20 protein-coding genes are annotated in these 20068 nt (G+C 62.2%); 7 read left to right on the top strand and 13 right to left on the bottom strand.

Translation table 11 applies throughout. The features are described 5' to 3' along the window. Window positions 1-40: 40 nt before the first annotated feature. From ruvB to L1P05_RS07015, 7 genes are all read right to left on the bottom strand, one after another. A complete protein-coding gene (gene ruvB / locus L1P05_RS07045) occupies window positions 41-1045 on the bottom strand; it encodes a Holliday junction branch migration DNA helicase RuvB (protein ID WP_012848293.1) in 1005 nt (334 codons plus the stop codon). 19 nt (window positions 1046-1064) lie between these two features. Continuing rightward, window positions 1065-1673 carry a Holliday junction branch migration protein RuvA gene (gene ruvA, locus L1P05_RS07040; protein ID WP_012848292.1) on the bottom strand — a complete coding sequence of 203 codons (609 nt, stop codon included), beginning with the start codon at window positions 1671-1673 and terminating at the stop codon, window positions 1065-1067. A 136-nt stretch (window positions 1674-1809) separates the two neighbouring features. Then, entirely contained in the window at window positions 1810-2331 is a 522-nt protein-coding gene (gene ruvC / locus L1P05_RS07035; protein ID WP_012848291.1) for a crossover junction endodeoxyribonuclease RuvC, read from the bottom strand. Further along, window positions 2328-3074 (bottom strand): YebC/PmpR family DNA-binding transcriptional regulator, encoded by a 747-nt coding sequence (locus tag L1P05_RS07030; protein ID WP_015461351.1) that lies wholly within the window; start codon window positions 3072-3074, stop codon window positions 2328-2330. Before L1P05_RS07030 ends, ruvC begins: the two co-directional genes overlap by 4 nt. A 98-nt stretch (window positions 3075-3172) precedes the next feature. Continuing rightward, window positions 3173-3607 (bottom strand): dihydroneopterin triphosphate diphosphatase, encoded by a 435-nt coding sequence (gene nudB, locus L1P05_RS07025; RefSeq protein ID WP_012848289.1) that lies wholly within the window; start codon window positions 3605-3607, stop codon window positions 3173-3175. Next, entirely contained in the window at window positions 3607-5382 is a 1776-nt protein-coding gene (gene aspS, locus L1P05_RS07020) for an aspartate--tRNA ligase (RefSeq protein ID WP_012848288.1), read from the bottom strand. The genes nudB and aspS overlap by 1 nt, the downstream gene beginning before the upstream one ends. Window positions 5383-5407: 25 nt before the next feature. Beyond that, on the bottom strand, window positions 5408-5674 hold the full coding sequence (locus tag L1P05_RS07015) for an FmdB family zinc ribbon protein (protein ID WP_015461350.1): 267 nt from the start codon (window positions 5672-5674) through the stop codon (window positions 5408-5410). 170 nt (window positions 5675-5844) lie between these two features. Here L1P05_RS07015 and L1P05_RS07010 point away from each other — a divergent pair, with 170 nt between their 5' ends. After that, complete coding sequence (locus L1P05_RS07010) at window positions 5845-6666, top strand: DUF72 domain-containing protein (RefSeq protein ID WP_012848287.1); 822 nt, start codon at window positions 5845-5847, stop codon at window positions 6664-6666. A gap of 131 nt (window positions 6667-6797) precedes the next feature. After that, window positions 6798-7196 (top strand): MAPEG family protein, encoded by a 399-nt coding sequence (locus L1P05_RS07005; RefSeq protein ID WP_012848286.1) that lies wholly within the window; start codon window positions 6798-6800, stop codon window positions 7194-7196. Between the two features lie 45 nt (window positions 7197-7241). On the opposite strand, the gene L1P05_RS07000 is transcribed toward L1P05_RS07005, so the two are convergent. Further along, the gene (locus L1P05_RS07000) at window positions 7242-8609 is read right to left on the bottom strand and encodes an amino acid permease (RefSeq protein ID WP_012848285.1); all 1368 of its coding nucleotides are present in this window, start codon (window positions 8607-8609) and stop codon (window positions 7242-7244) included. A gap of 271 nt (window positions 8610-8880) precedes the next feature. On the opposite strand from L1P05_RS07000, the gene cmoA reads away from it, so the two are divergent. After that, window positions 8881-9651, top strand: a complete 771-nt coding sequence (gene cmoA / locus L1P05_RS06995; RefSeq protein WP_012848284.1) for a carboxy-S-adenosyl-L-methionine synthase CmoA — start codon at window positions 8881-8883, stop codon at window positions 9649-9651. Continuing rightward, entirely contained in the window at window positions 9648-10619 is a 972-nt protein-coding gene (gene cmoB / locus L1P05_RS06990; RefSeq protein WP_012848283.1) for a tRNA 5-methoxyuridine(34)/uridine 5-oxyacetic acid(34) synthase CmoB, read from the top strand. Before cmoA ends, cmoB begins: the two co-directional genes overlap by 4 nt. A 106-nt stretch (window positions 10620-10725) precedes the next feature. On the opposite strand, the gene cutC is transcribed toward cmoB, so the two are convergent. Continuing rightward, window positions 10726-11481, bottom strand: coding sequence for a copper homeostasis protein CutC (cutC, locus tag L1P05_RS06985; protein ID WP_012848282.1), 756 nt, complete (start codon window positions 11479-11481; stop codon window positions 10726-10728). 215 nt (window positions 11482-11696) lie between these two features. On the opposite strand from cutC, the gene L1P05_RS06980 reads away from it, so the two are divergent. Continuing rightward, window positions 11697-12839: a MalY/PatB family protein gene (locus tag L1P05_RS06980; protein WP_012848281.1), complete on the top strand. Its 1143-nt coding sequence runs from the start codon at window positions 11697-11699 to the stop codon at window positions 12837-12839. A gap of 7 nt (window positions 12840-12846) precedes the next feature. On the opposite strand, the gene L1P05_RS06975 is transcribed toward L1P05_RS06980, so the two are convergent. After that, window positions 12847-13410: a VOC family protein gene (locus L1P05_RS06975; RefSeq protein WP_012848280.1), complete on the bottom strand. Its 564-nt coding sequence runs from the start codon at window positions 13408-13410 to the stop codon at window positions 12847-12849. Window positions 13411-13688: 278 nt separating this feature from the next. On the opposite strand from L1P05_RS06975, the gene argS reads away from it, so the two are divergent. Beyond that, window positions 13689-15422 (top strand): arginine--tRNA ligase, encoded by a 1734-nt coding sequence (gene argS / locus L1P05_RS06970; protein WP_012848279.1) that lies wholly within the window; start codon window positions 13689-13691, stop codon window positions 15420-15422. Window positions 15423-15542: 120 nt separating this feature from the next. Here argS and murJ read toward each other — a convergent pair whose 3' ends face one another. The 3 genes from murJ to rimJ all read right to left on the bottom strand — a co-directional run bounded on the left by murJ (window position 15543) and on the right by rimJ (window position 18513). Further along, a complete protein-coding gene (gene murJ, locus L1P05_RS06965; RefSeq protein ID WP_012848278.1) occupies window positions 15543-17081 on the bottom strand; it encodes a murein biosynthesis integral membrane protein MurJ in 1539 nt (512 codons plus the stop codon). Window positions 17082-17239: 158 nt separating this feature from the next. Then, window positions 17240-17890: a DUF480 domain-containing protein gene (locus L1P05_RS06960; RefSeq protein WP_012848277.1), complete on the bottom strand. Its 651-nt coding sequence runs from the start codon at window positions 17888-17890 to the stop codon at window positions 17240-17242. Window positions 17891-17928: 38 nt separating this feature from the next. Next, a complete protein-coding gene (rimJ, locus tag L1P05_RS06955; RefSeq protein ID WP_012848276.1) occupies window positions 17929-18513 on the bottom strand; it encodes a ribosomal protein S5-alanine N-acetyltransferase in 585 nt (194 codons plus the stop codon). Window positions 18514-18830: 317 nt separating this feature from the next. Between rimJ and mdtH the strand changes: the two genes are divergently transcribed. Then, window positions 18831-20039, top strand: coding sequence for a multidrug efflux MFS transporter MdtH (mdtH, locus tag L1P05_RS06950; protein ID WP_012848275.1), 1209 nt, complete (start codon window positions 18831-18833; stop codon window positions 20037-20039). Window positions 20040-20068 lie beyond the last annotated feature (29 nt).

Genomic DNA, 20068 nt, shown 5'->3' with positions numbered 1-20068 from the left:
GTTCCCGCGTCGCGGGTAACGGGATTTTTTATAACCGCGCTTATTCTGCGCGATCGATACCGAAGTGCTGGTAGGCATGGGCGGTCGCGATGCGCCCGCGCGGGGTACGCTGTATGAACCCCTGCTGGATCAGATACGGCTCCAGCACGTCCTCAATAGTCTCGCGCTCCTCGCCGATCGCCGCCGCCAGGTTATCCAGCCCGACCGGCCCGCCCATAAACTTATCGATCACCGCCAACAGCAGCTTGCGATCCATATAGTCAAAGCCCGCCGCATCCACATCCAGCATATTCAGCGCCTGCGCCGCGACCTTACCGTCAATATGTCCATCGGCGCACACCTCGGCAAAGTCGCGCACCCGACGCAGTAGACGGTTGGCGATACGCGGCGTACCGCGCGAGCGGCGCGCCACCTCCAGCGCCCCCTCCTCCGTCAGCGTCAGCCCCAGACACTGCGCGCTACGCCCGACGATATGCTGCAGATCGGCCACCTGATAAAACTCCAGGCGCTGCACGATGCCAAAGCGGTCGCGCAGCGGCGAGGTGAGCGATCCGGCGCGCGTGGTCGCGCCGACCAGCGTAAAGGGCGGCAGATCGATCTTGATCGAGCGCGCCGCCGGCCCCTCGCCGATCATAATATCCAGCTGGTAGTCTTCCATTGCCGGATAGAGCACCTCTTCCACCACCGGCGACAGGCGATGGATCTCATCGATGAACAGGACATCGTGCGGCTCCAGATTGGTCAGCATGGCCGCCAGATCGCCCGCTTTCTCCAGCACGGGCCCCGAGGTGGTGCGCAGATTAACGCCCATCTCATTGGCGACGATGTTAGCCAGCGTGGTTTTTCCCAGCCCCGGCGGCCCGAAAATCAACAGGTGATCCAGCGCATCGCCGCGCAGCTTGGCCGCCTTGATGAAAATCTCCATCTGCCCGCGCACCTGCGGCTGACCAACGTAGTCGGCCAGGGTCTTCGGTCGAATGGCGCGATCGAGGAACTCCTCTTCGCTCTGGGCGCCAGCGGCAATCAGACGATCGGCTTCTATCATCCCGTGCTCTCCAGGGTTATTACAGCGCCGCGCGCAGCGCGTCGCGGATCAGGGTTTCACTGTCAGCGCCGGCCACCGTCACCCGGTTCACCAGGCGGCTGGCCTCCTGTGGCTTGTAGCCCAGCGCGATCAGCGCGGCAACCGCCTCGCCCTCGGCATCCGCCTGGGCCTGCGGTTGGGTGCTCGGCGGCAGGTCATCCGTCGGGGTAAACAGATCGCCGCTCAGCCCCTTGAAGCGGTCCTTCATCTCGACCACCAGCCGCTCGGCGGTTTTCTTGCCCACGCCCGGCAGCTTGACCAGCGCCGCGACCTCTTCACGCTCAACCGCCGCGACAAACTGCTGCGCCGACATCCCGGACAGGATCGCCAGCGCCAGCTTGGGCCCGACGCCGTTGACCTTGATCAGTTCGCGGAACAGCGCGCGCTCCTGCTTATTGTTGAACCCGTACAGCAGCTGGGCGTCTTCGCGTACCACGAAGTGGGTAAAGATCACCGCTTCACTGCCAACCTGCGGCAGCTCATAAAAGCAGGTCATCGGCATCTGCACCTCATAGCCGACGCCGTGGGTTTCCAGCACCACCTGCGGCGGCTGCTTTTCCAGAATAGTTCCTCTGAGGCGACCAATCACGCGCACACCCTCTCTGTCTCAGTCAAATAATCCCTCCGCTTATACCATAAAAAAGGCTGGATGAATATCCAGCCTGTAATAAAGCGTCGGGTATCTCCCGCCCTCTCCACACGGCGCACATTGCCGCGCGGTGCGCTCAGCGCAAACGTCCCCGCGCCAGATTCAGCCGGCCGCTGCTGATGCGCAGCGCGTTCTGGCTGACGTGGCAGTGGGTGATCGCCACGGCCAGCGCATCGGCGGCATCCGCCTGTGGGTTCGCCGGCAGCTTCAGCAGCGAGCGAACCATATGCTGCACCTGAGCCTTTTCCGCCCCGCCGTTGCCCACCACCGTCTGCTTGATCTGCCGCGCCGCGTATTCAAATACCGGCAGGTCACGGTTCACCGCCGCCACGATGGCGGCGCCGCGCGCCTGCCCCAGCTTCAGCGCCGAATCGGCGTTCTTGGCCATAAAAACCTGCTCAATGGCGAAGCAGTCGGGATTGAACTGCGTGATGATTTCACTGACGCCGGCGTACACCAGCTTAAGACGGGTAGGCAGATCGTCGACGCCAGTGCGAATGCAGCCGCTGCCGATATACTCGAGCTGCCGTCCCTGCTGGCGGATCACGCCGTAGCCGGTGATCCGCGAGCCGGGGTCAATCCCGAGGATGATACTCATTCCAGAGTAGCCGCAACCTCATCGGAGATTTCACCGTTGTGATACACTTCCTGCACGTCATCGCAGTCTTCCAGCATATCGATCAGGCGCAGCAGCTTCGGCGCGGTATCCGCATCCATGTCGGCCTGGGTCGACGGGATCATGGAGACCTCTGCCGACTCGGCGACCAGACCGGCGGCATCCAGCGCATCCTTCACCTGGCCGAAGGTTTCCCACGGGGTGTATACATCGATGGCGCCGTCGTCATAGGTCACCACGTCATCGGCGCCGGCTTCCAGCGCTGCATCCATCACCGCATCTTCATCCAGACCCGGCGCATAGGAGATCACCCCTTTCTTGGTGAACAGATAGGCCACGGAGCCATCGGTACCCAGGTTGCCGCCGCACTTGGTAAAGGCGTGACGCACTTCAGATACCGTACGGTTACGGTTGTCGCTCAGGCACTCCACCATCACCGCGGTACCGCCCGGGCCGTAGCCTTCATAGATGATGGTTTCCATGTTGCCGTCGTCATCGCCACCCACGCCGCGCGCAATGGCGCGGTTCAGGGTGTCGCGGGTCATGTTGTTGGACAGCGCCTTATCAACGGCCGCGCGCAGACGCGGGTTTGCGTCCGGATCGCCGCCGCCCAGCTTGGCGGCGGTCACCAGCTCGCGAATGATCTTGGTAAAGATTTTACCGCGCTTGGCATCCTGCGCAGCCTTACGATGTTTGGTGTTGGCCCACTTACTATGACCTGCCATATAAATCTCCGCTAAAGGCGCAAAGGCCCTAAAATAGTCAATATGCACGCCTGTAATCAATGCGAGCGGCCAGCATGGCCGCCCGTACAGGCACGTAATCAAGGTACGAACTGTTCGATCGCCTGCCGATTACTCCAGGACTTGGTCAGTCCGGCCGCGCCTGCGGCATCCAGCCAACGGTAGGCCAGATGTTCGCTGAGCGGGATCGCCCGCTCCGCGGGGATGGCCAGACAGAACCAATGCTCTAGGTTACGCGTTACGCCGGGCGCATAGCGATGGCGCAGGTGCGCAAACAGTTCAAACTCCACGCAGCGCTGGCAGTCCGTCAGCGTCAAATGCTCCTTGACGATGTCGATACCCACTTCTTCCTTTACTTCACGCTGCGCGGCCTGCGACGGCGACTCTCCCGTTTCCAGGCTGCCGGTTACCGACTGCCAGAAATCGGGATCGTCGCGCCGCTGCAACATCAGCACCCGTCCCCCCTGGCGGGCATAGATCACCACCAGGATGGATTCCGGACGCTTATAGGCCATTACTCGTCGCTGCCCTGTTTGGCGCAGACGGCGATGGACAACTCCTGCAGCGACGCCGGGTTGGCGCGGCTCGGGGCGTCGGTCAGCGGACAGGCCGCCGCCGTGGTTTTCGGGAATGCGATCACGTCGCGGATATTCTCCGTACCGGTCAGCAGCATCACCAGACGATCCAGGCCAAACGCCAGGCCGGCGTGCGGCGGGGTGCCGAACTTCAGCGCATCCAGCAGGAAGCCGAACTTCTCGCGCTGCTCCTGCTCGTTGATCCCCAGAATATCGAAGACCGCAGACTGCATGGCGCCGCTGTGAATACGCACGGAGCCGCCGCCCACCTCATAGCCATTCATCACCATATCGTAGGCGTTGGCGATGGCGCCGACCGGATTGGCCTTCAGCGCCTCCGGGCTGATATCGCGCGGCGAGGTGAACGGGTGGTGCATCGCGGCCAGACCGCCTTCGCCGTCCTCTTCGAACATCGGGAAATCGACCACCCACAGCGGGGCCCAGCGTGACTCGTCGGTCAGCTGCAGATCGCGACCCACCTTCAGACGCAGCGCGCCCATGGCATCGGTCGCTACCTTGGCGCTGTCGGCACCGAAGAAGATGATATCGCCGCTCTGCGCGCCGCTGCGCGCCAGAATGGCCTCCAGCACCTCATCATTAAGGAACTTGGCGATAGGGCTTTGCACGCCCTCCATACCGGCGGCGCGATCGTTGACCTTCATCCAGGCGAGCCCTTTGGCGCCATAGATGCCGACAAACTGACCGTACTCATCGATATTCTTACGGGTCAGGGTCGCCCCGCCCGGTACGCGCAGCGCGATCACCCGCCCTTTGGCATCGTTAGCCGGGCCGGAGAAGACCTTAAAGTCTACGTTTTTAACCAGATCGGCCACGTCGACCAGCTCCAGCGGGTTACGCAGGTCCGGTTTATCTGAGCCGAAGCGGCGCATCGCCTCCGCAAAGGTCATCACCGGGAAGTCGCCCAGATCAACCCCTTTGATCTCCATCCACAGCGCGCGGGCCAGCGCTTCCATGATCTCACGCACCTGCTCGGCGCTCATGAAAGAGGTCTCCACATCGATCTGGGTGAACTCCGGCTGACGGTCTGCGCGCAGATCTTCGTCGCGGAAGCACTTCACTATCTGATAGTAGCGGTCAAAGCCGGACATCATCAGCAGCTGTTTAAACAGCTGAGGCGACTGCGGCAGCGCATAAAATTTGCCTTTATGCACTCGGCTCGGCACCAGGTAATCGCGGGCGCCCTCCGGCGTCGCCTTGGTCAGCATCGGCGTTTCGATATCCAGAAAGCCGTGTCCGTCCATAAAGCGGCGCACGAAGGCGGTAATTTTGGCGCGGGTCTTCAGACGCTCGGCCATCTCCGGGCGACGCAGATCCAGATAGCGATACTTGAGACGGTTCTCTTCGCTGTTGGTCTGGTTAAAGTCCAGCGGCAGCGGCTCAGCACGGTTGATGATGTTCAGACCGTTGCCGAAGACCTCGATATCCCCGGTGGACATATCCCGGTTACGCTGACTCTCCGGGCGCGCACGCACGGTGCCGGTGATCTGCACGCAAAACTCGTTACGCAGCTCAGAGGCCTGGCGGAAAGCATCCTGATGATCCGGATCGAAGAACACCTGAACCACCCCTTCGCGGTCGCGCAGATCGATAAAGATCAGACCGCCCAAATCACGGCGGCGGTGTACCCAACCGCACAGGGTCACTTCCTGGCCCACATGGGACAGATTCAACTGCCCGCAATAATTAGTACGCATAACGATATCCTTTGGCTTTCTTAATTTATTTTGCCGACGCCGCGCCCGGACAACCGGCCGGACACGAGCTGCCTGCGCAGCGCTCTGTTGAAGACGGTGTTTTGTCGGTACGTGGCTTAAAGTCGGTCGCGTACCAGCCGGTCCCCTTTAGCTGGAAACCAGCGGCTGAAATCTGTTTTTTCAGGGCAGGATGACCGCACGCCGGGCAATCAACCAGCGGTGCATCGGACATTTTTTGCAATTTCTCTAGATGATGATTGCAGTCGCTACAAACGTATTCGTAGATCGGCATAGCTCGGGCGGATTTACATGCTTGGTGAAAAAAGGGGGCTATTATACTGGAAATTCCCCGCTGCGATAAGAGCGCGCGCGCACTTTGCACTGTTTCTCGCCATCTGACATCCTCTGCCTAACTTGTTATGTTTATGTTATATTTTACCAACCATCACCACGGAGTACGCCATGTTCTACCTGGGGCTGCCGCAGTGGCAACACGCGGCGTGGGCAAAGATAGGCCTGCATGACCTGGCCGACTATAGCCGCCACTTTAACTGCGTGGAAGGCAACACCACGTTTTACGCCCTGCCTACGCCGGCGCTGGTACGCCGCTGGCGCGATATGACCCATGACGGGTTCCGATTCTGCTTTAAGTTTCCGTCCGCCATCAGCCATCAGGCGGCGCTCCTGCACTGCGATCAACAGATTGGCGCTTTTTACCGCGCGCTGCAACCACTGGATCAGCGGCTGGGGCAACTTTGGCTACAGCTGCCGGCCGCCTGTGGTCCCGAGCATCTCTCGCGCCTATGGGCATTTCTCGACGCGCTGCCGAGCGGCTATCGCTACGGCGTCGAGGTGCGCCACCCGGCCTTCTTCGCTAAAGGCGACGCCGAGCGCGAGCTTAACCGCGGCCTGCGGCAGCGCGCGGTCAATCGGGTTCTCCTCGACAGCCGGCCGGTACACCACGCCCTGCCCCACAGCCACGCCGTACGCGAGGCCCAGCGTAAAAAGCCGCACCTGCCGGCGCACGCGCTGATAACCGCCGACGCACCGATGGTGCGCTTTGTCGGCGGGGACAGCCCCGAGGATAATCTGCGCTGGCTGCAGCCGTGGCTGCCGCGCCTGCAGGCCTGGAGCCGGGAGGCTACCCCCTACCTGTTTATCCATACGCCGGACTGCCGCGATGCGCCGCAGCAGGCGCAGTTCCTGTGGAATGCCCTGTCCCAGGCCGCTATCGACGGGCTACCGCCGCGCCCGGACTGGCCGCTGCAGACGGCCCTATTTTGATCCCACATCGCACAAGCGCTGGAGCAATCGTCTGAAAAAATGACAATACTCAACAGATTACGCAGGACATTCCGCCGGCCTACGGCTATCATTTACAGGCCAATATGATTCAGGCAATGGAGCTAAAAAGAATGGTAAGCGCGCTCTATGTGGTGCTCGGCGCACTGTTGTTAGTGACGTTTTCCTGGCAGGTGGTTCGTCTGCGTATGCTTTACCGCGTCAGCTATGGCGACGGGGGCTTTTATGAGCTGCAGACCGCCATCCGTATTCACGGCAACGCCGTGGAGTACATCCCTATCGCCGCCATACTGCTGGTGATGATGGAGATGAACGGCGCACGGGTGTGGATGGTCCACCTGTGCGGTGTACTGCTGATCCTCGGGCGCCTGATGCACGCCTGGGGCCTGCGTCAGCATGAAATGCAGTGGCGCCGCTCCGGCATGAGCGCCACCTATCTGTCGCTGCTGCTGATGGTGGTGGCCAATCTCTACTATCTGCCCTGGGGACAGCTGCTGCAGACCGGTGATTAAACCGATAGGCGGCCCGCCGCGCGGGTCGCCTTACCGAACGTAACGCTACGCCGATCTCCCGCGGCGCATCCGCGCCAGGCAGAACCCGCCCCACAGCACGCCCAGCCACAGCGGCAGCAGCAGTACCGATACCCGGATCCCCGGCGTCAGCACCATAATCACCAAGATCAGGCCAAGAAACGCCAGGCACAGGTAGTTACCATAGGGATACCACAGCGCGCGAAATCGCGTCGTCACGCCCAGACGATCCAGCGCCGCCTTGAACTTCAGGTGCGCCATGCAGATCATCACCCAGTTGATCACCAGCGTAGAAACCACCAGCGCCATCAGTAGTTCGAACGCCTTGCCCGGCATCAGATAGTTAATCAGGATCACCAGCGAGGTCGTCAGCCCCGAAAGGCCGATCGACCACACCGGGATCCCGCGACGATTGACCCGAGTCAGGCGGCGCGGCGCATTGCCCTGCAGCGACAGCCCGTACAGCATACGGCTATTGGAGTAGACGCAGCTGTTGTATACCGACAGCGCGGCGGTCAGGATCACCACGTTCAATACCGCCGCCACCGTGTTGCTGTTCAGGTGGTGGAAGATCATCACAAACGGACTGCTGCTGGCGCCGATCTGCGACCAGGGATACAGGGCCAGCAGCACCAGCAGGGAGCCGATATAAAAGATCAGGATACGGTAGACCACCTGATTGGTTGCCTTGGGAATGCTCTTCTCCGGCTCGCTGGCCTCCGCGGCGGTGATCCCGATCAGCTCAAGACCGCCGAAGGAGAACATAATCACCGCCATCGCCATGATCAGTCCCCCCCAGCCGTGCGGTAAAAAGCCGCCGTGCGCCCACAGATTCGCGACCCCGGCCTGAGGCCCCGCATCGCCGGACAGCAGCAGCCAGCTGCCGAATACGATCATCCCCAGGATCGCCGCCACCTTGATCAGGGCGAACCAGAACTCGGTTTCACCGTACAGACGCACGTTCACCATATTCAGCGCGTTGATCAGGACAAAGAACAGGCTGGCCCATATCCAGGTCGGCACATCCGGCCACCAGTACTGCATATAGATACCGGCCGCGGTCAGCTCGGCCATACCGACCAGCACGAACATGACCCAATAGTTCCAGCCGGAGACAAAACCGGCAAACGGCCCCCAATATTTATGGGCAAAATGGGCAAACGAACCGGCAACCGGCTCCTGTACCACCATCTCCCCCAGCTGGCGCATGATCAGAAACGCGATGGCGCCGCCGATGGCATAACCCAGTAAAACCGCCGGTCCGGCCAGCTGAATGGCCGGGCCGATCCCCAGAAACAGACCGGTGCCCACTGCGCCGCCCAGGGCGATCAGTTGAATGTGCCGGTTTTTTAGCCCTCTCTCAAGAGTAGTGCTGGTGTGCTGCGAATCGCCCATTTCTTCCTCTGTGCGATAGCGTCATGGCAACTGAATTAACTGCGGTCTCCGTGGCGTATCGTATTATTTTGTTTACAACGCGTCGAGCTTTGTATCACTCGACACTATTGCAATCAAGGTAAATTCCATGCTAGCAGATGCGACTGCGCGCAGAGTATACAGCGCTCGGCGCGGCGCTGACAGAGTGCGCGCTGGACGAAATGGCGCATAGCCGTCGGAGGGTATTATCTGCTAGAATATGCGCCCCTTATTGAAACTCCCTACATCCGCTATGTCTGACTGCGATAAAAATCCCGCGCTGGGCGCCGGGCGCGATATGCTATTTTCCGCCCCGATCGCCAAGCTGGGCGACTGGACCTTCGATGAGCGCGTGGCCGAAGTGTTTCCCGACATGATCCAGCGCTCGGTGCCCGGCTACTCCAACATCATCGCCATGATTGGCATGCTGGCGCAGCGCTTCGTGCAGCCGGGAACCCGGGTATACGATCTGGGCTGCTCCCTGGGCGCGGCGACGCTCTCCATGCGCCGTAACATCCAGGCCGCAGGGTGCGAAATCATCGCCATCGACAACTCCCCGGCGATGGTCAGCCGCTGCCGTCGTCATATCGACGCCTTCCGCAGCCCGACCCCGGTGCAGGTGCTTGAGGCCGACATCCGCGAGGTCGAGATCAGCAACGCCTCGCTGGTCGTGCTGAACTTCACGCTGCAGTTCCTGGCCCCCGACGATCGCCAGACCCTGCTGGATCGCATCTACCGCGGCCTGCTGCCCGGCGGCGCGCTCGTCCTGTCAGAAAAATTCAACTTTGCCGATGCCACCGTCGGCGAACTGTTGTTCGATATGCATCACGACTTCAAACGCGCCAACGGCTACAGCGAGCTGGAGATCAGCCAAAAGCGCAGCATGCTGGAAAACGTCATGCTGACAGACAGCGTAGAAACCCATAAGCAGCGCCTGCGCCAGGCGGGTTTCTGCCACGCCGAGACCTGGTTTCAGTGCTTTAACTTCGGCTCGCTGCTGGCCATCAAGGAGGCTCAGCCATGATCGACTTTGGTAATTTCTATGCCCAAATAGCCCACGGTCCGCTGAGCAAATGGCTGGAGGTGCTGCCGGCACAGCTGGCGGCCTGGCAGCGCGACTCCCTGCACGGCTACTTTCGCGACTGGAATAATGCGGTCGAACGCCTGCCGGAGCTGACGCCGCACCGCCTGGATCTGCTGCACGGGGTCTGCGCCGAGGCGGAGACCCCGCTGAGCGAGGGGCAGCGCATCGGCATTGAAAAAATGCTGCGCGCGCTGATGCCTTGGCGTAAAGGCCCCTTCGATCTGTATGGCATTCACATCGATACCGAATGGCGTTCAGACTGGAAATGGCAGCGCATTCTGCCGCACCTGTCGCCGCTGGCCGGGCGCACCATCCTCGACGTCGGCTGCGGCAGTGGCTACCACCTGTGGCGTATGGTTGGCGCCGGCGCGCACCTGGCGGTCGGCATCGATCCGATGCAGCTGTTTCTGTGTCAGTTTGAGGCGGTGCGTAAGCTGCTCGGCGGCGATCGCCGCGCCCATCTGCTGCCGCTGGGGATCGAGCAGCTACCGACGCTGGCGGCCTTTGATACGGTGTTCTCTATGGGCGTGCTCTATCACCGCCGTTCACCGCTGGATCATCTGTACCAGCTGAAGAACCAGCTGGTCAGCGGCGGCGAGCTGCTGCTAGAGACGCTGGTGATCGAGGGCGACGAACAGCAGGCGCTGATCCCCGGTGAGCGCTACGCCCAGATGCGCAACGTCTACTTTATTCCCTCTGCCGCCATGCTGATCCGCTGGCTGGAGAAGTGCGGCTTCTGCGACGTCCGTCTGGTGGATCAGTGCCCCACTCGCGTCGAGGAGCAGCGGCGTACCGACTGGATGACCAGCGAGTCCCTGGCCGACTTCCTGGATCCGGCGGATGCGCGGAAAACCATCGAAGGCTATCCGGCACCGCTGCGGGCGGCCTTCATCGCCCGCAAGCCCTGAGCGCCCGCGCCATAAAAAAGGGCCCCAACCAGCGAGGTATGGGGCCGTACTTTTTAGCGAACCCTCCGCTACAAGGTCGTACTTACTTCTACTGGAGACCGGTTCTTCAGGCGCTGCAGCCGACGTTTTCCATCATCTGCAGCGCGGACTTCATCGCTTCAACCATACCGCCGTCCACGCAGTAGTGGCTAAACTCGTCGTTCTCCGCATGGCTCATGCTGACGCCCGCCTTGCGGTAGCGCATCGTCGACGGCACGCTGTGACCGGCGGAGGTATGCACCTCCTGCAGGCCAATCTCGCTGAATTTATGCAGGTTGGAGAGGCGAACCCCGGCGCCGGCCATGATCAGCGGCCCGCGGCTGGCCTGCTGCAGCTGACGCAGCAGCGGCAGCCCGGCCTCCGCCGTCTGCTGCTGCCCTGAGGTCAGAATGCGCGCAATACCGAGATCGGTCAACTGGGAAAGCGCCAGCAGCGGATTGGCGCACATATCGAAGGCGCGGTGGAAGGTCACCGCCATCGGACCGGCCAGCGCCATCAGCTCGCGCATGCGGCGCAAATCAATGTGCCCCTCTTCATCCAGCAGGCCGATCACCGCACCGGGAAACCCCAGATCGCGCACCAGCGCCAGATCGCACTTCATCAGCGCAAACTCGCTGTCGCTGTAGCAAAAATCGCCGCTGCGCGGCCGGATAATCGGGTGCACGGGCACGGTCACCCGCTCCCGGCACCCCACCAGCGTGCCGTAGCTGGGGGTGATCCCGCCATCCTGCTGGCTGGCGCACAGCTCAATGCGGTCTGCCCCCGCCGCCTGCGCTATCTCGGCGCAGGCCAAGGAGTAGCAGCATACCTCTAACGTCAGCATTCAAACCTCCGAATCAACAGCCAAAACGGTGCGGATGTGAAAAATACTCATATCCACAGCCCAAATATTGAGAATATCCCCGCATCTCGCCTACTCTGTAGGCGACGCGGGCGCGATGCGCGCCGCAGAATCGCGCGGACTGACAGAGCGCCGCGCTCCGACGGTAACCGGTTTCAGTCTCAGGGACGTAGTTAGCCTACTAAAGGATAATCGCGATGACATTCAATTTCGATGAAGTGATCGACCGCCGTCACAGTGACAGCGAGAAATGGGGTAAATATGCGGAGCAGGACACAATTCCGCTCTGGGTGGCCGACAGCGACTTTCGCTCGCCTCCAGCGGTGATCGACGCGCTGCAGGCCCGGGTCGCCCACGGCGTCTTTGGCTATGGTATGGTGCCCCCGGCCCTGATCGAGCTGTTCGTCGCCCGCATGGCGCAGCGCTACCGCTGGGCGATACAGCCCGACTGGCTGGTCTTTTTACCCGGGTTGGTCTGCGGCCTCAACCTGACGGTGCGCGCCCTGACGACCCCGGCGCAGAGTACCCTGGCCCCCCATCCGATCTATCCCCCTTTTATGAAGTCCGCCCGCCTGGCCGGGCGAGCCCAGACCCCGATGCCGATGGCGCTGCGCCATGGCCGCTGGGTCGTCTCGCTGGACGAGGCCGAGGCGGCCCTCCGCGGCGATGAGCGCCTGCTCATGCTGTGTAACCCGCAGAATCCGGGCGGTACGGTATACCACCGTGAGGAGCTGCAGGCCCAGCTGGCCTTTGCCCAGCGCCACGATCTGCTGATCTGCTCCGATGAGATCCACTGCGATCTGCTGCTGGAGCCCGGCGCCCGGCACACGCCGATCGCCGCCCTGAGCGACGATGCCGCCCAGCGCAGCGTAACCCTGATGGCGCCGTCAAAGACGTTCAATATCGCCGGACTCGGCGCCTCGATCGCCATCATTCCCAACGCCGAGCTGCGCCGCCGCTTTATCGACGCCCGCGCCGGCATCGTGCCGCAGGTGGATATTTTGGCCTTTGCCGCCGCCGAGGCCGCCTATCGCCACGGCCAGCCGTGGCTGGATGCGCAGCTGGACTACCTGCGCGCCAATCGGGATCGCGTCACGGCGCGGATCAACGCGATACCGGGGCTGCACACGGTCAGCGCCGCGGGCACCTATCTGGCCTGGATCGACGCCAGCGAGCTTCCCGTCGACAACCCACAGGCGTTTTTCGAACGCGCCGGCGTGGGTCTCTCCGACGGCGCCGACTTCGGCGCGCCGCGCTTTATCCGCCTTAACTTCGCCTGCCGCAGGGCGCTGCTGGATCGCGCGCTGGACCGCATGGCGGACGCCGTCGCCCGGCTGTAGAGGCCCGTCAGCGCCGCTCGCTGGCGACGATCTCGCGCAGGGTATAGGGGTGAAATTTTAGGGTGGTCAGCCGATCGCCGACCGCCAGCGTCGGATTCGGCAGCCGCTCTCCCTCGCCGCGCGGATGGCTGAAGGTCAGACGGATCCCCGGCGCCAGAAGGGCCTCATCCGGCAATAGCGCCAGCGCCCGGCGGTGCAGCGTCTCCGGCGGCCCCGCCAGCACCAGCTCAACGTGCTGCCATCCCTGATGCGGGTAGCGCTTTTCCCCTGGATAGGGGAGCTCCACGCAGTCGATACGCCAGGGCCCCACCCGCAGCGGCTGCGCCAGATCAAACAGGCAGATCGGGCGCCCGTTGATGATATTCTCCGCCAGCAGCGTCCCACAGCGCAAAAAGCCCCGCCGCCAGCGGTCGGCGGTCTCCGTCTGGTGGCAGCGCAGCGAGATGTGATCCGCCGTAAACTGCGCCAAATCCAACGACAGCGCCGATGCCAGCTGCGCCAGCGCCTGCTCAAAGCGCACCAGATCCGCCGCCAGCTCACGCAGCTCATCAATATCGGCCAAACCGTTCATGCCCTTCTCCTCTCATCCCCAGTGGAGCCTCTCGCCGCCGCACACGGCCAACGGAGCCCCTTCGCGGCGGGTACTCTACCCTGCCCGGCGCGTAACATCCATCCCAGCGCAGCCCCATCGAGAATGCCGGTGCGGCGGGTGCTGACGGCGGAGCCGATTTCCCCTATAATGACCGGCTGTTTTCCGCCGGGTGAGATGCCCCGGCGGCCATGATTCGGTTTTCACATTCACGACGCCGGCGCCGCGCGCGGCCGGTGCGAATAGCTTAAGGTAATCCCGTGAATATTCAGGCAATTATTTCAGATAAAGTCACGCAGGCGCTGGTTGCTGCCGGTGCGCCGGCCGACAGCGAGGCCCTGGTCCGTCCCTCCGCGAAAGTCCAGTTTGGCGACTATCAGGCCAATGGCATTATGGCCGCGGCGAAAAAAATGGGCCTGCCTCCGCGACAGCTCGCCGAGCAAGTCGTGGCCAATCTGGCGCTGGATGGGATCGCCAGCAAGGTAGAGATTGCCGGTCCGGGTTTCATCAATATCTTCCTCGATGCCGCCTGGCTAGCTGCGCAGGCCGATGCCGCGCTGGCCGATCCGCGCCTGGGCGTGGCTCGCGTCGAGCCGCAGACCATCGTCGTTGACTACTCCGCGCCGAACGTCGCCAAAGAGATGCACGTCGGTCATCTGCGCTCCACCATCATTGGCGACGCCGCCGTACGCACCCTGGAGTTCCTGGGCCACAACGTTATCCGCGCCAACCACGTCGGCGACTGGGGCACCCAGTTCGGTATGCTGATCGCCTACCTGGAAAAGGTGCAGGGCAGCAGCAAAACCGGCGACATGGCGCTGGCCGATCTGGAAGCCTTCTACCGCGAAGCCAAAAAGCACTACGATGAAGACGCGGCCTTTGCCGAGCGCGCGCGCGGCTACGTGGTTAAACTGCAGGGCGGCGATGAATACTGCCGCGAAATGTGGCGCAAGCTGGTGGATATCACCATGCGTCAGAACCAGCGCAACTATGACCGTCTCAACGTGACCCTGACCGACGATGACGTCATGGGCGAGAGCCTGTACAACCCGATGCTGCCGGGGATCGTCGCCGATCTGAAAGCCAAAGGGCTGGCGACCGAAAGCGAAGGCGCCACCGTCGTCTTCCTGGACGAGTTCAAGAACAAAGAAGGTGAGCCGATGGGGGTGATCGTCCAGAAGAAGGACGGCGGCTACCTGTACACCACCACCGATATCGCCTGCGCCAAGTACCGTTATGAGACCCTCGGCGCCAACCGTATCCTGTACTACATCGACTCCCGCCAGCATCAGCACCTGATGCAGGCCTGGGCCATCGTACGCAAGGCCGGCTATGTGCCGGACTCCGTCAGCCTAGAGCACCACATGTTCGGCATGATGCTGGGTAAAGACGGCAAGCCGTTCAAGACCCGCGCCGGCGGCACCATCAAGCTGGCCGATCTGCTGGATGAAGCCATCGAGCGCGCCGCCAAGCTGATCGCCGCCAAGAACCCGGAGCTGAGCGGCGACGAGCTGAAGGCGCTGGTAGAAGTGGTCGGTATCGGTGCGGTCAAGTATGCGGATCTCTCCAAAAACCGCACCACCGACTATATCTTTGACTGGGACAACATGCTGGCCTTCGAGGGCAACACCGCCCCTTACATGCAGTATGCCTATACCCGCGTCGCCTCCATCTTCAAGCGCGCCGGCATCGATGAAAATGCCCTGCAGGGCGCCATTACGCTGACGGAAGATCGTGAAAAGGCGCTGGCCACCCGCCTGATGCAGTTTGAAGAGACGATCCTGAGCGTTGCGCGTGAGGGAACCCCGCACGTCATGTGCGCCTACCTGTACGAAGTCGCCGGCCTGTTTTCCAGCTTCTATGAGGCCTGCCCGATCCTCAACGCCGACGAGGAGAGCGTGTGCGCCAGCCGCCTGAAGCTGGCCGCCCTGACGGCCCGTACGCTGAAAACCGGTCTGGACACCCTGGGGATCAAGACGGTCGAGCGTATGTAACGCCGCGCCGACACGATCGCCGCCGCCACGGGCGGCGATCTGAGGTTGATAGCAAAAAGCCACCCGCACCGCAGGTGGCTTTTTTATGAGCGCGATCGCGGGCAGCCGCTGCCCCGACGTTTATAGCACCGCGCTGCGGGTAAAGTCGCGCAGGCGGAATCCCAGCAGCGCCAGCACCGCAAAGTAGCTGACCGCGCCGGCCACCACCAGCCCCACCAGACGCAGCAGGCGATAAGGCATATTTCCGATATCCCACGCCGGCATCAGCCACATCATGCCGATCAGCACCGCCGTCATCACCAGCACCGCCAGCACCAGCTTACCCAGGAATCCCAACCACCCCTTCTGCGGCGTGAACAGACGCTGACGCCGCAGCTGCCAGTACAGCAGACCGGCATTCAGGCAGGCGGCCAGGCCGATGGAGAGCGACAGCCCGGCATGCTTTAGGGGACCGATAAAGATCAGGTTCATCACCTGGGTCAGGATCAGCGTGACGATGGCGATCTTCACCGGCGTCTTGATATCCTGGCGAGAGTAAAAGCCCGGCGCCAGGATCTTCACCATGATAATCCCGAGCAGGCCGATGGAGTAGGCCACCAGCGCTCGCTGGGTCATCGCCGCATCAAAGGCGCTGAATTTACCATACTGGAACAGCGCCACCGTCAGCGGCTTCGCGATCACTCCCAGCGCCACGGCGCAGGGCAGCGCCAGCAGAAAGCAGAGGCGCAGCCCCCAGTCCAGCAGACGGTTATAGTCGTCCAAGCGGCCAGAGGAGAAGCTTTTGGCCAGCGACGGCAGCAGAATCGTCCCCAGCGCGACCCCCAGCACCCCCGACGGCAGCTCCATCAGGCGGTCGGCATAGTACATCCAGGAAACGGAGCCCGAGACCAGGAAAGAGGCGAAAATAGTATTGATGATCAGCGAGATTTGGCTGACAGAAACCCCGACAATCGCCGGCCCCATCAGCTTGAGCACCCGCCATACCCCGCGATCGTGCAGGTTGAGGCGCGGCAGCACCAGCATGCCTATCTTCTTCAGGTGCGGCAGCTGATACCCCAGCTGCAGCACGCCACCCACCAGCACGGCCCAGGCCAGCGCCAGGATCGGCGGATGGCAGTACGGCGCCACAAACAGCGCAAAGCCGATCATGCTGACGTTCAGCAGCGTCGGCGCAAAGGCCGGTACCGAAAAACGGTTCCAGGTATTCAGCACCGCGCCGGCCATCGAGGCCAAGGAGATGAGCAAGATATAGGGAAAGGTGATGCGCAGCAGCGCGCTGGTCAGCGCAAACTTGTCCGGCGTATCGGCGAAGCCGGGCGCGGTGGCATAGATAACCCAGGGGGCCGCCAGCATACCGAGCAGCGTCACCAGCGCCAAAATCAGGGTCAATAGACCGCTGACGTAGGCGATAAAGGTCTGCGTCGCCTGCTCGCCCTGCTGGTTTTTATACTCCGCCAGGATCGGCACAAAGGCCTGGGAAAAGGCGCCCTCGGCAAAGATCCGCCGTAGCAGGTTGGGCAGCTTGAAGGCCACAAAAAAGGCATCGGTCGCCATCCCAGCGCCAAAGATCCTGGCGACCAGCGCGTCGCGGGCAAACCCCAGCACGCGCGAAAAGAGGGTCATTGAGCTGACCGCAGCCAGTGATTTAAGTAGATTCATCGGTTCATCGTCAGGGTTGCGGCCCCGCCGCGGGCGGCGGGGAAAACAGGCCAACTAGTCTACTTATCCCATGATGAATAGCCAGCGCAGGATGTAACAAAAGGCGAGTTCCCCGACCGCCCGACGATTAATTCAGCGCAGCGCGGCCGAAAGTGCGGCTATGAAGCCTGATCGTCGCCCAGCAGGCGGGCCAGCTGCTGCTTCAGCGCGGCGACCTCGGCCTCCAGCGCGGCCACCCGCTCACCGAGCGCCTCCGGCGCGGCGAGCGGCGTCGACGGCAGCGTATCCGCCGCCACCTCGCCGCAGAACAGATGGGCATAGCGGCTCTCCCGCCGTCCCGGCTCACGCGCCAGGCGCTGCACAAACGGCCCATCCTCACGCTCAGCCAGGCGATTGAGCGCCTGCTCCGCCTCAGTCACATCGGCAAAAGCATACAGACGGTTACAGCGGGTACGTAGCTCACCCGGCGTCTGCGGGCCGCGCAGCAGCAGGCAGCAAATCAGCGCGACCTCCGCCGCGCTAAAGCGCAGATCGCCGAACTCAGAGTTGCAGAAGCGGTGCTCATACTTCACCACCCGGCTGCCCGGCGCATTCACGCTGCGGATCCGGTGCTTACGGATCAGCAGATCCAGCGCGTTTTGCACCTCGCTCTCGCTCAGCTCCAGCACCGGCTCGCGGTTGGTTTTCTGGTTACAGGCGGTCGTCAGCGCGTTGAGCGACAGCGGATACTGCTCCGGCGTCGTGATCTGCTTTTCCAAAAAGCAGCCGATGACGCGCGCCTCCAGCGGGGAAAGAATATGTTTAATCATGCGGGACTATCTCCAGGTCGTTCATCCATTCTGCGGCGTCAGCGCCCCACGGTCCACTCGGGATTCGTCAGGGCGGTCAAGACATGATCCTGCCATTTTCCATTGATTAACAGGTAGTTTTTGGCATATCCCTCTTTTTCGAACCCCAGGCGCTGCAGCAGGGCACCGCTGCGCTGGTTGTGCGGCATATAGTTAGCCATGATACGGTGCATATGCTGCTGACGCTGCATATAGCGTATCGCCGCCTGGAGCCCTTCATACATCACCCCTTGCCCCTGCCACTGGGCCGCCACCGAATAGCCCAGAAAGCAGGCGTGAAATGCGCCGCGCAGCACATTGCTGAAGTTAGCAACCCCGCGCACCTCCTGCTCATCGTGGCCTAACAGGATGAAATAAAACGCACCGCCCTGCTTTTGCAGCTCACGGATCATCGACAGCCGGGCCTGCCAGCCGGTCGGGTAGCAGTGACTCTCATCGCGGATCGGCTCCCAAGGGCGCAAAAAGTCGCGGTTTTCCGCATAGTAATCGGCCAGCCGGTGCGCGTCGCGTTCGTTGACCAGCCGCACGATCAGCCGATCCGTGGTCAGGCGAACCCTGGGGCCCGCATTGCCATAGCCAAACATGAATCCCTCCGTGTGCATTGCAGTCATCGAATGGTACCGGCCCCCTCTCGGTCCCCGGCGCCGTACCGATAACTATAACCTCTCTGTCCATGGTCGGTAAGTCATTGACTGGCGTTATAATATACAAACGCGCTCCGCGCTCAGTAATTTCTCCCGGATCTGCTAGTCGCTTAACGCTATATTCCACAACTTGTCATCCCGACCATACAATTTACTGTTTATTCAGCCAATCTATCATTTCTCTGTTTTTGCTTTCGTGAAACGGCGAAAATGAACGTACCGTACGTTATCGCTTTACTCGCGCTCAATGGTGGAACATGTCGCTGGTATTACAGGCCAGGCGATCGGGGAAGTACTTTCTCCTGATCGATAATCTGCTGGTCGTGCTGGGCTTCTTTGTCGTTTTTCCCCTCATCTCTATCCGCTTTGTCGACCAGCTGGGCTGGGCCGCTCTGATGGTCGGCATCGCCCTCGGCCTGCGCCAGCTGCTGCAGCAGGGGCTGGGCATCTTCGGCGGGGCGATCGCCGATCGCGTCGGCGCCAAGCCGATGATCGTCAGCGGCATGCTGCTGCGCGCCGCCGGGTTCGCCACGATGGCCGTCGCCAGCGAGCCGTGGATCCTCTGGGCCTCCTGCGCACTTTCCGCCCTGGGCGGTACGCTGTTCGATCCCCCACGAACCGCGCTGGTGATCAAGCTCACCCGTCCCCATGAGCGCGGCCGCTTCTACTCTCTGTTGATGATGCAGGACAGCGCCGGCGCGGTGATCGGCGCCCTGATCGGCAGCTGGCTGCTGGCCTATGACTTCCATTACGTGTGCTGGGCCGGCGCCGCCCTCTTTGTGCTGGCCGCCGCGTGGAACGCCTGGCTGCTGCCGGCCTACCGTATTTCGACCATCCGGGCGCCGGTGCGCGAAGGCATGCTGCGCGTGGTGCGCGATCGGCGCTTTTTGACCTATGTGCTCACCCTCACCGGTTACTATATGCTGGCGGTGCAGGTCATGCTGATGCTGCCGATCGTGGTCAACGACATCGCCGGCGGACCGGGCGCAGTGAAATGGATGTACGCCATTGAGGCGGCGCTGTCGCTGACGCTGCTCTACCCTATCGCCCGCTGGAGTGAAAAGCGCTTCAGCCTGGAGCAGCGCCTGATGTTCGGCCTGCTGCTGATGACCCTCAGCCTGTTCCCTCTGGGGCTGAGCACCACGCTACAGTCGCTGTTTGCGCTGATCTGCTGCTTCTATCTCGGCTCGATTATCGCCGAGCCAGCGCGCGAAACCCTCAGCGCCTCGCTGGCCGATGCCCGGGCGCGCGGCAGCTACATGGGCTTTAGTCGCCTCGGACTGGCGCTGGGTGGCGCCCTCGGCTACACCGGCGGCGGCTGGATGTATGATATAGGTCGCAGCCTGGCCATGCCCGAGCTCCCCTGGGCGCTGCTGGGGATCATCGGTCTGCTGACGCTGGCGCTGCTCTACTGGCAGTTTTCACTACGGGCACTCTGCACCACGCGCCAGCCCCGCTCCAGCTAACGCGGCGGCGGGAATTCAGTCTTATCCGA

It is taken from the genome of Edwardsiella piscicida (assembly GCF_021733145.1).
Lineage (GTDB): Bacteria > Pseudomonadota > Gammaproteobacteria > Enterobacterales > Enterobacteriaceae > Edwardsiella > Edwardsiella piscicida.
Note: the sequence above shows the minus strand (reverse complement) of the source record. Positions and strands in the feature narration are given on the sequence as shown.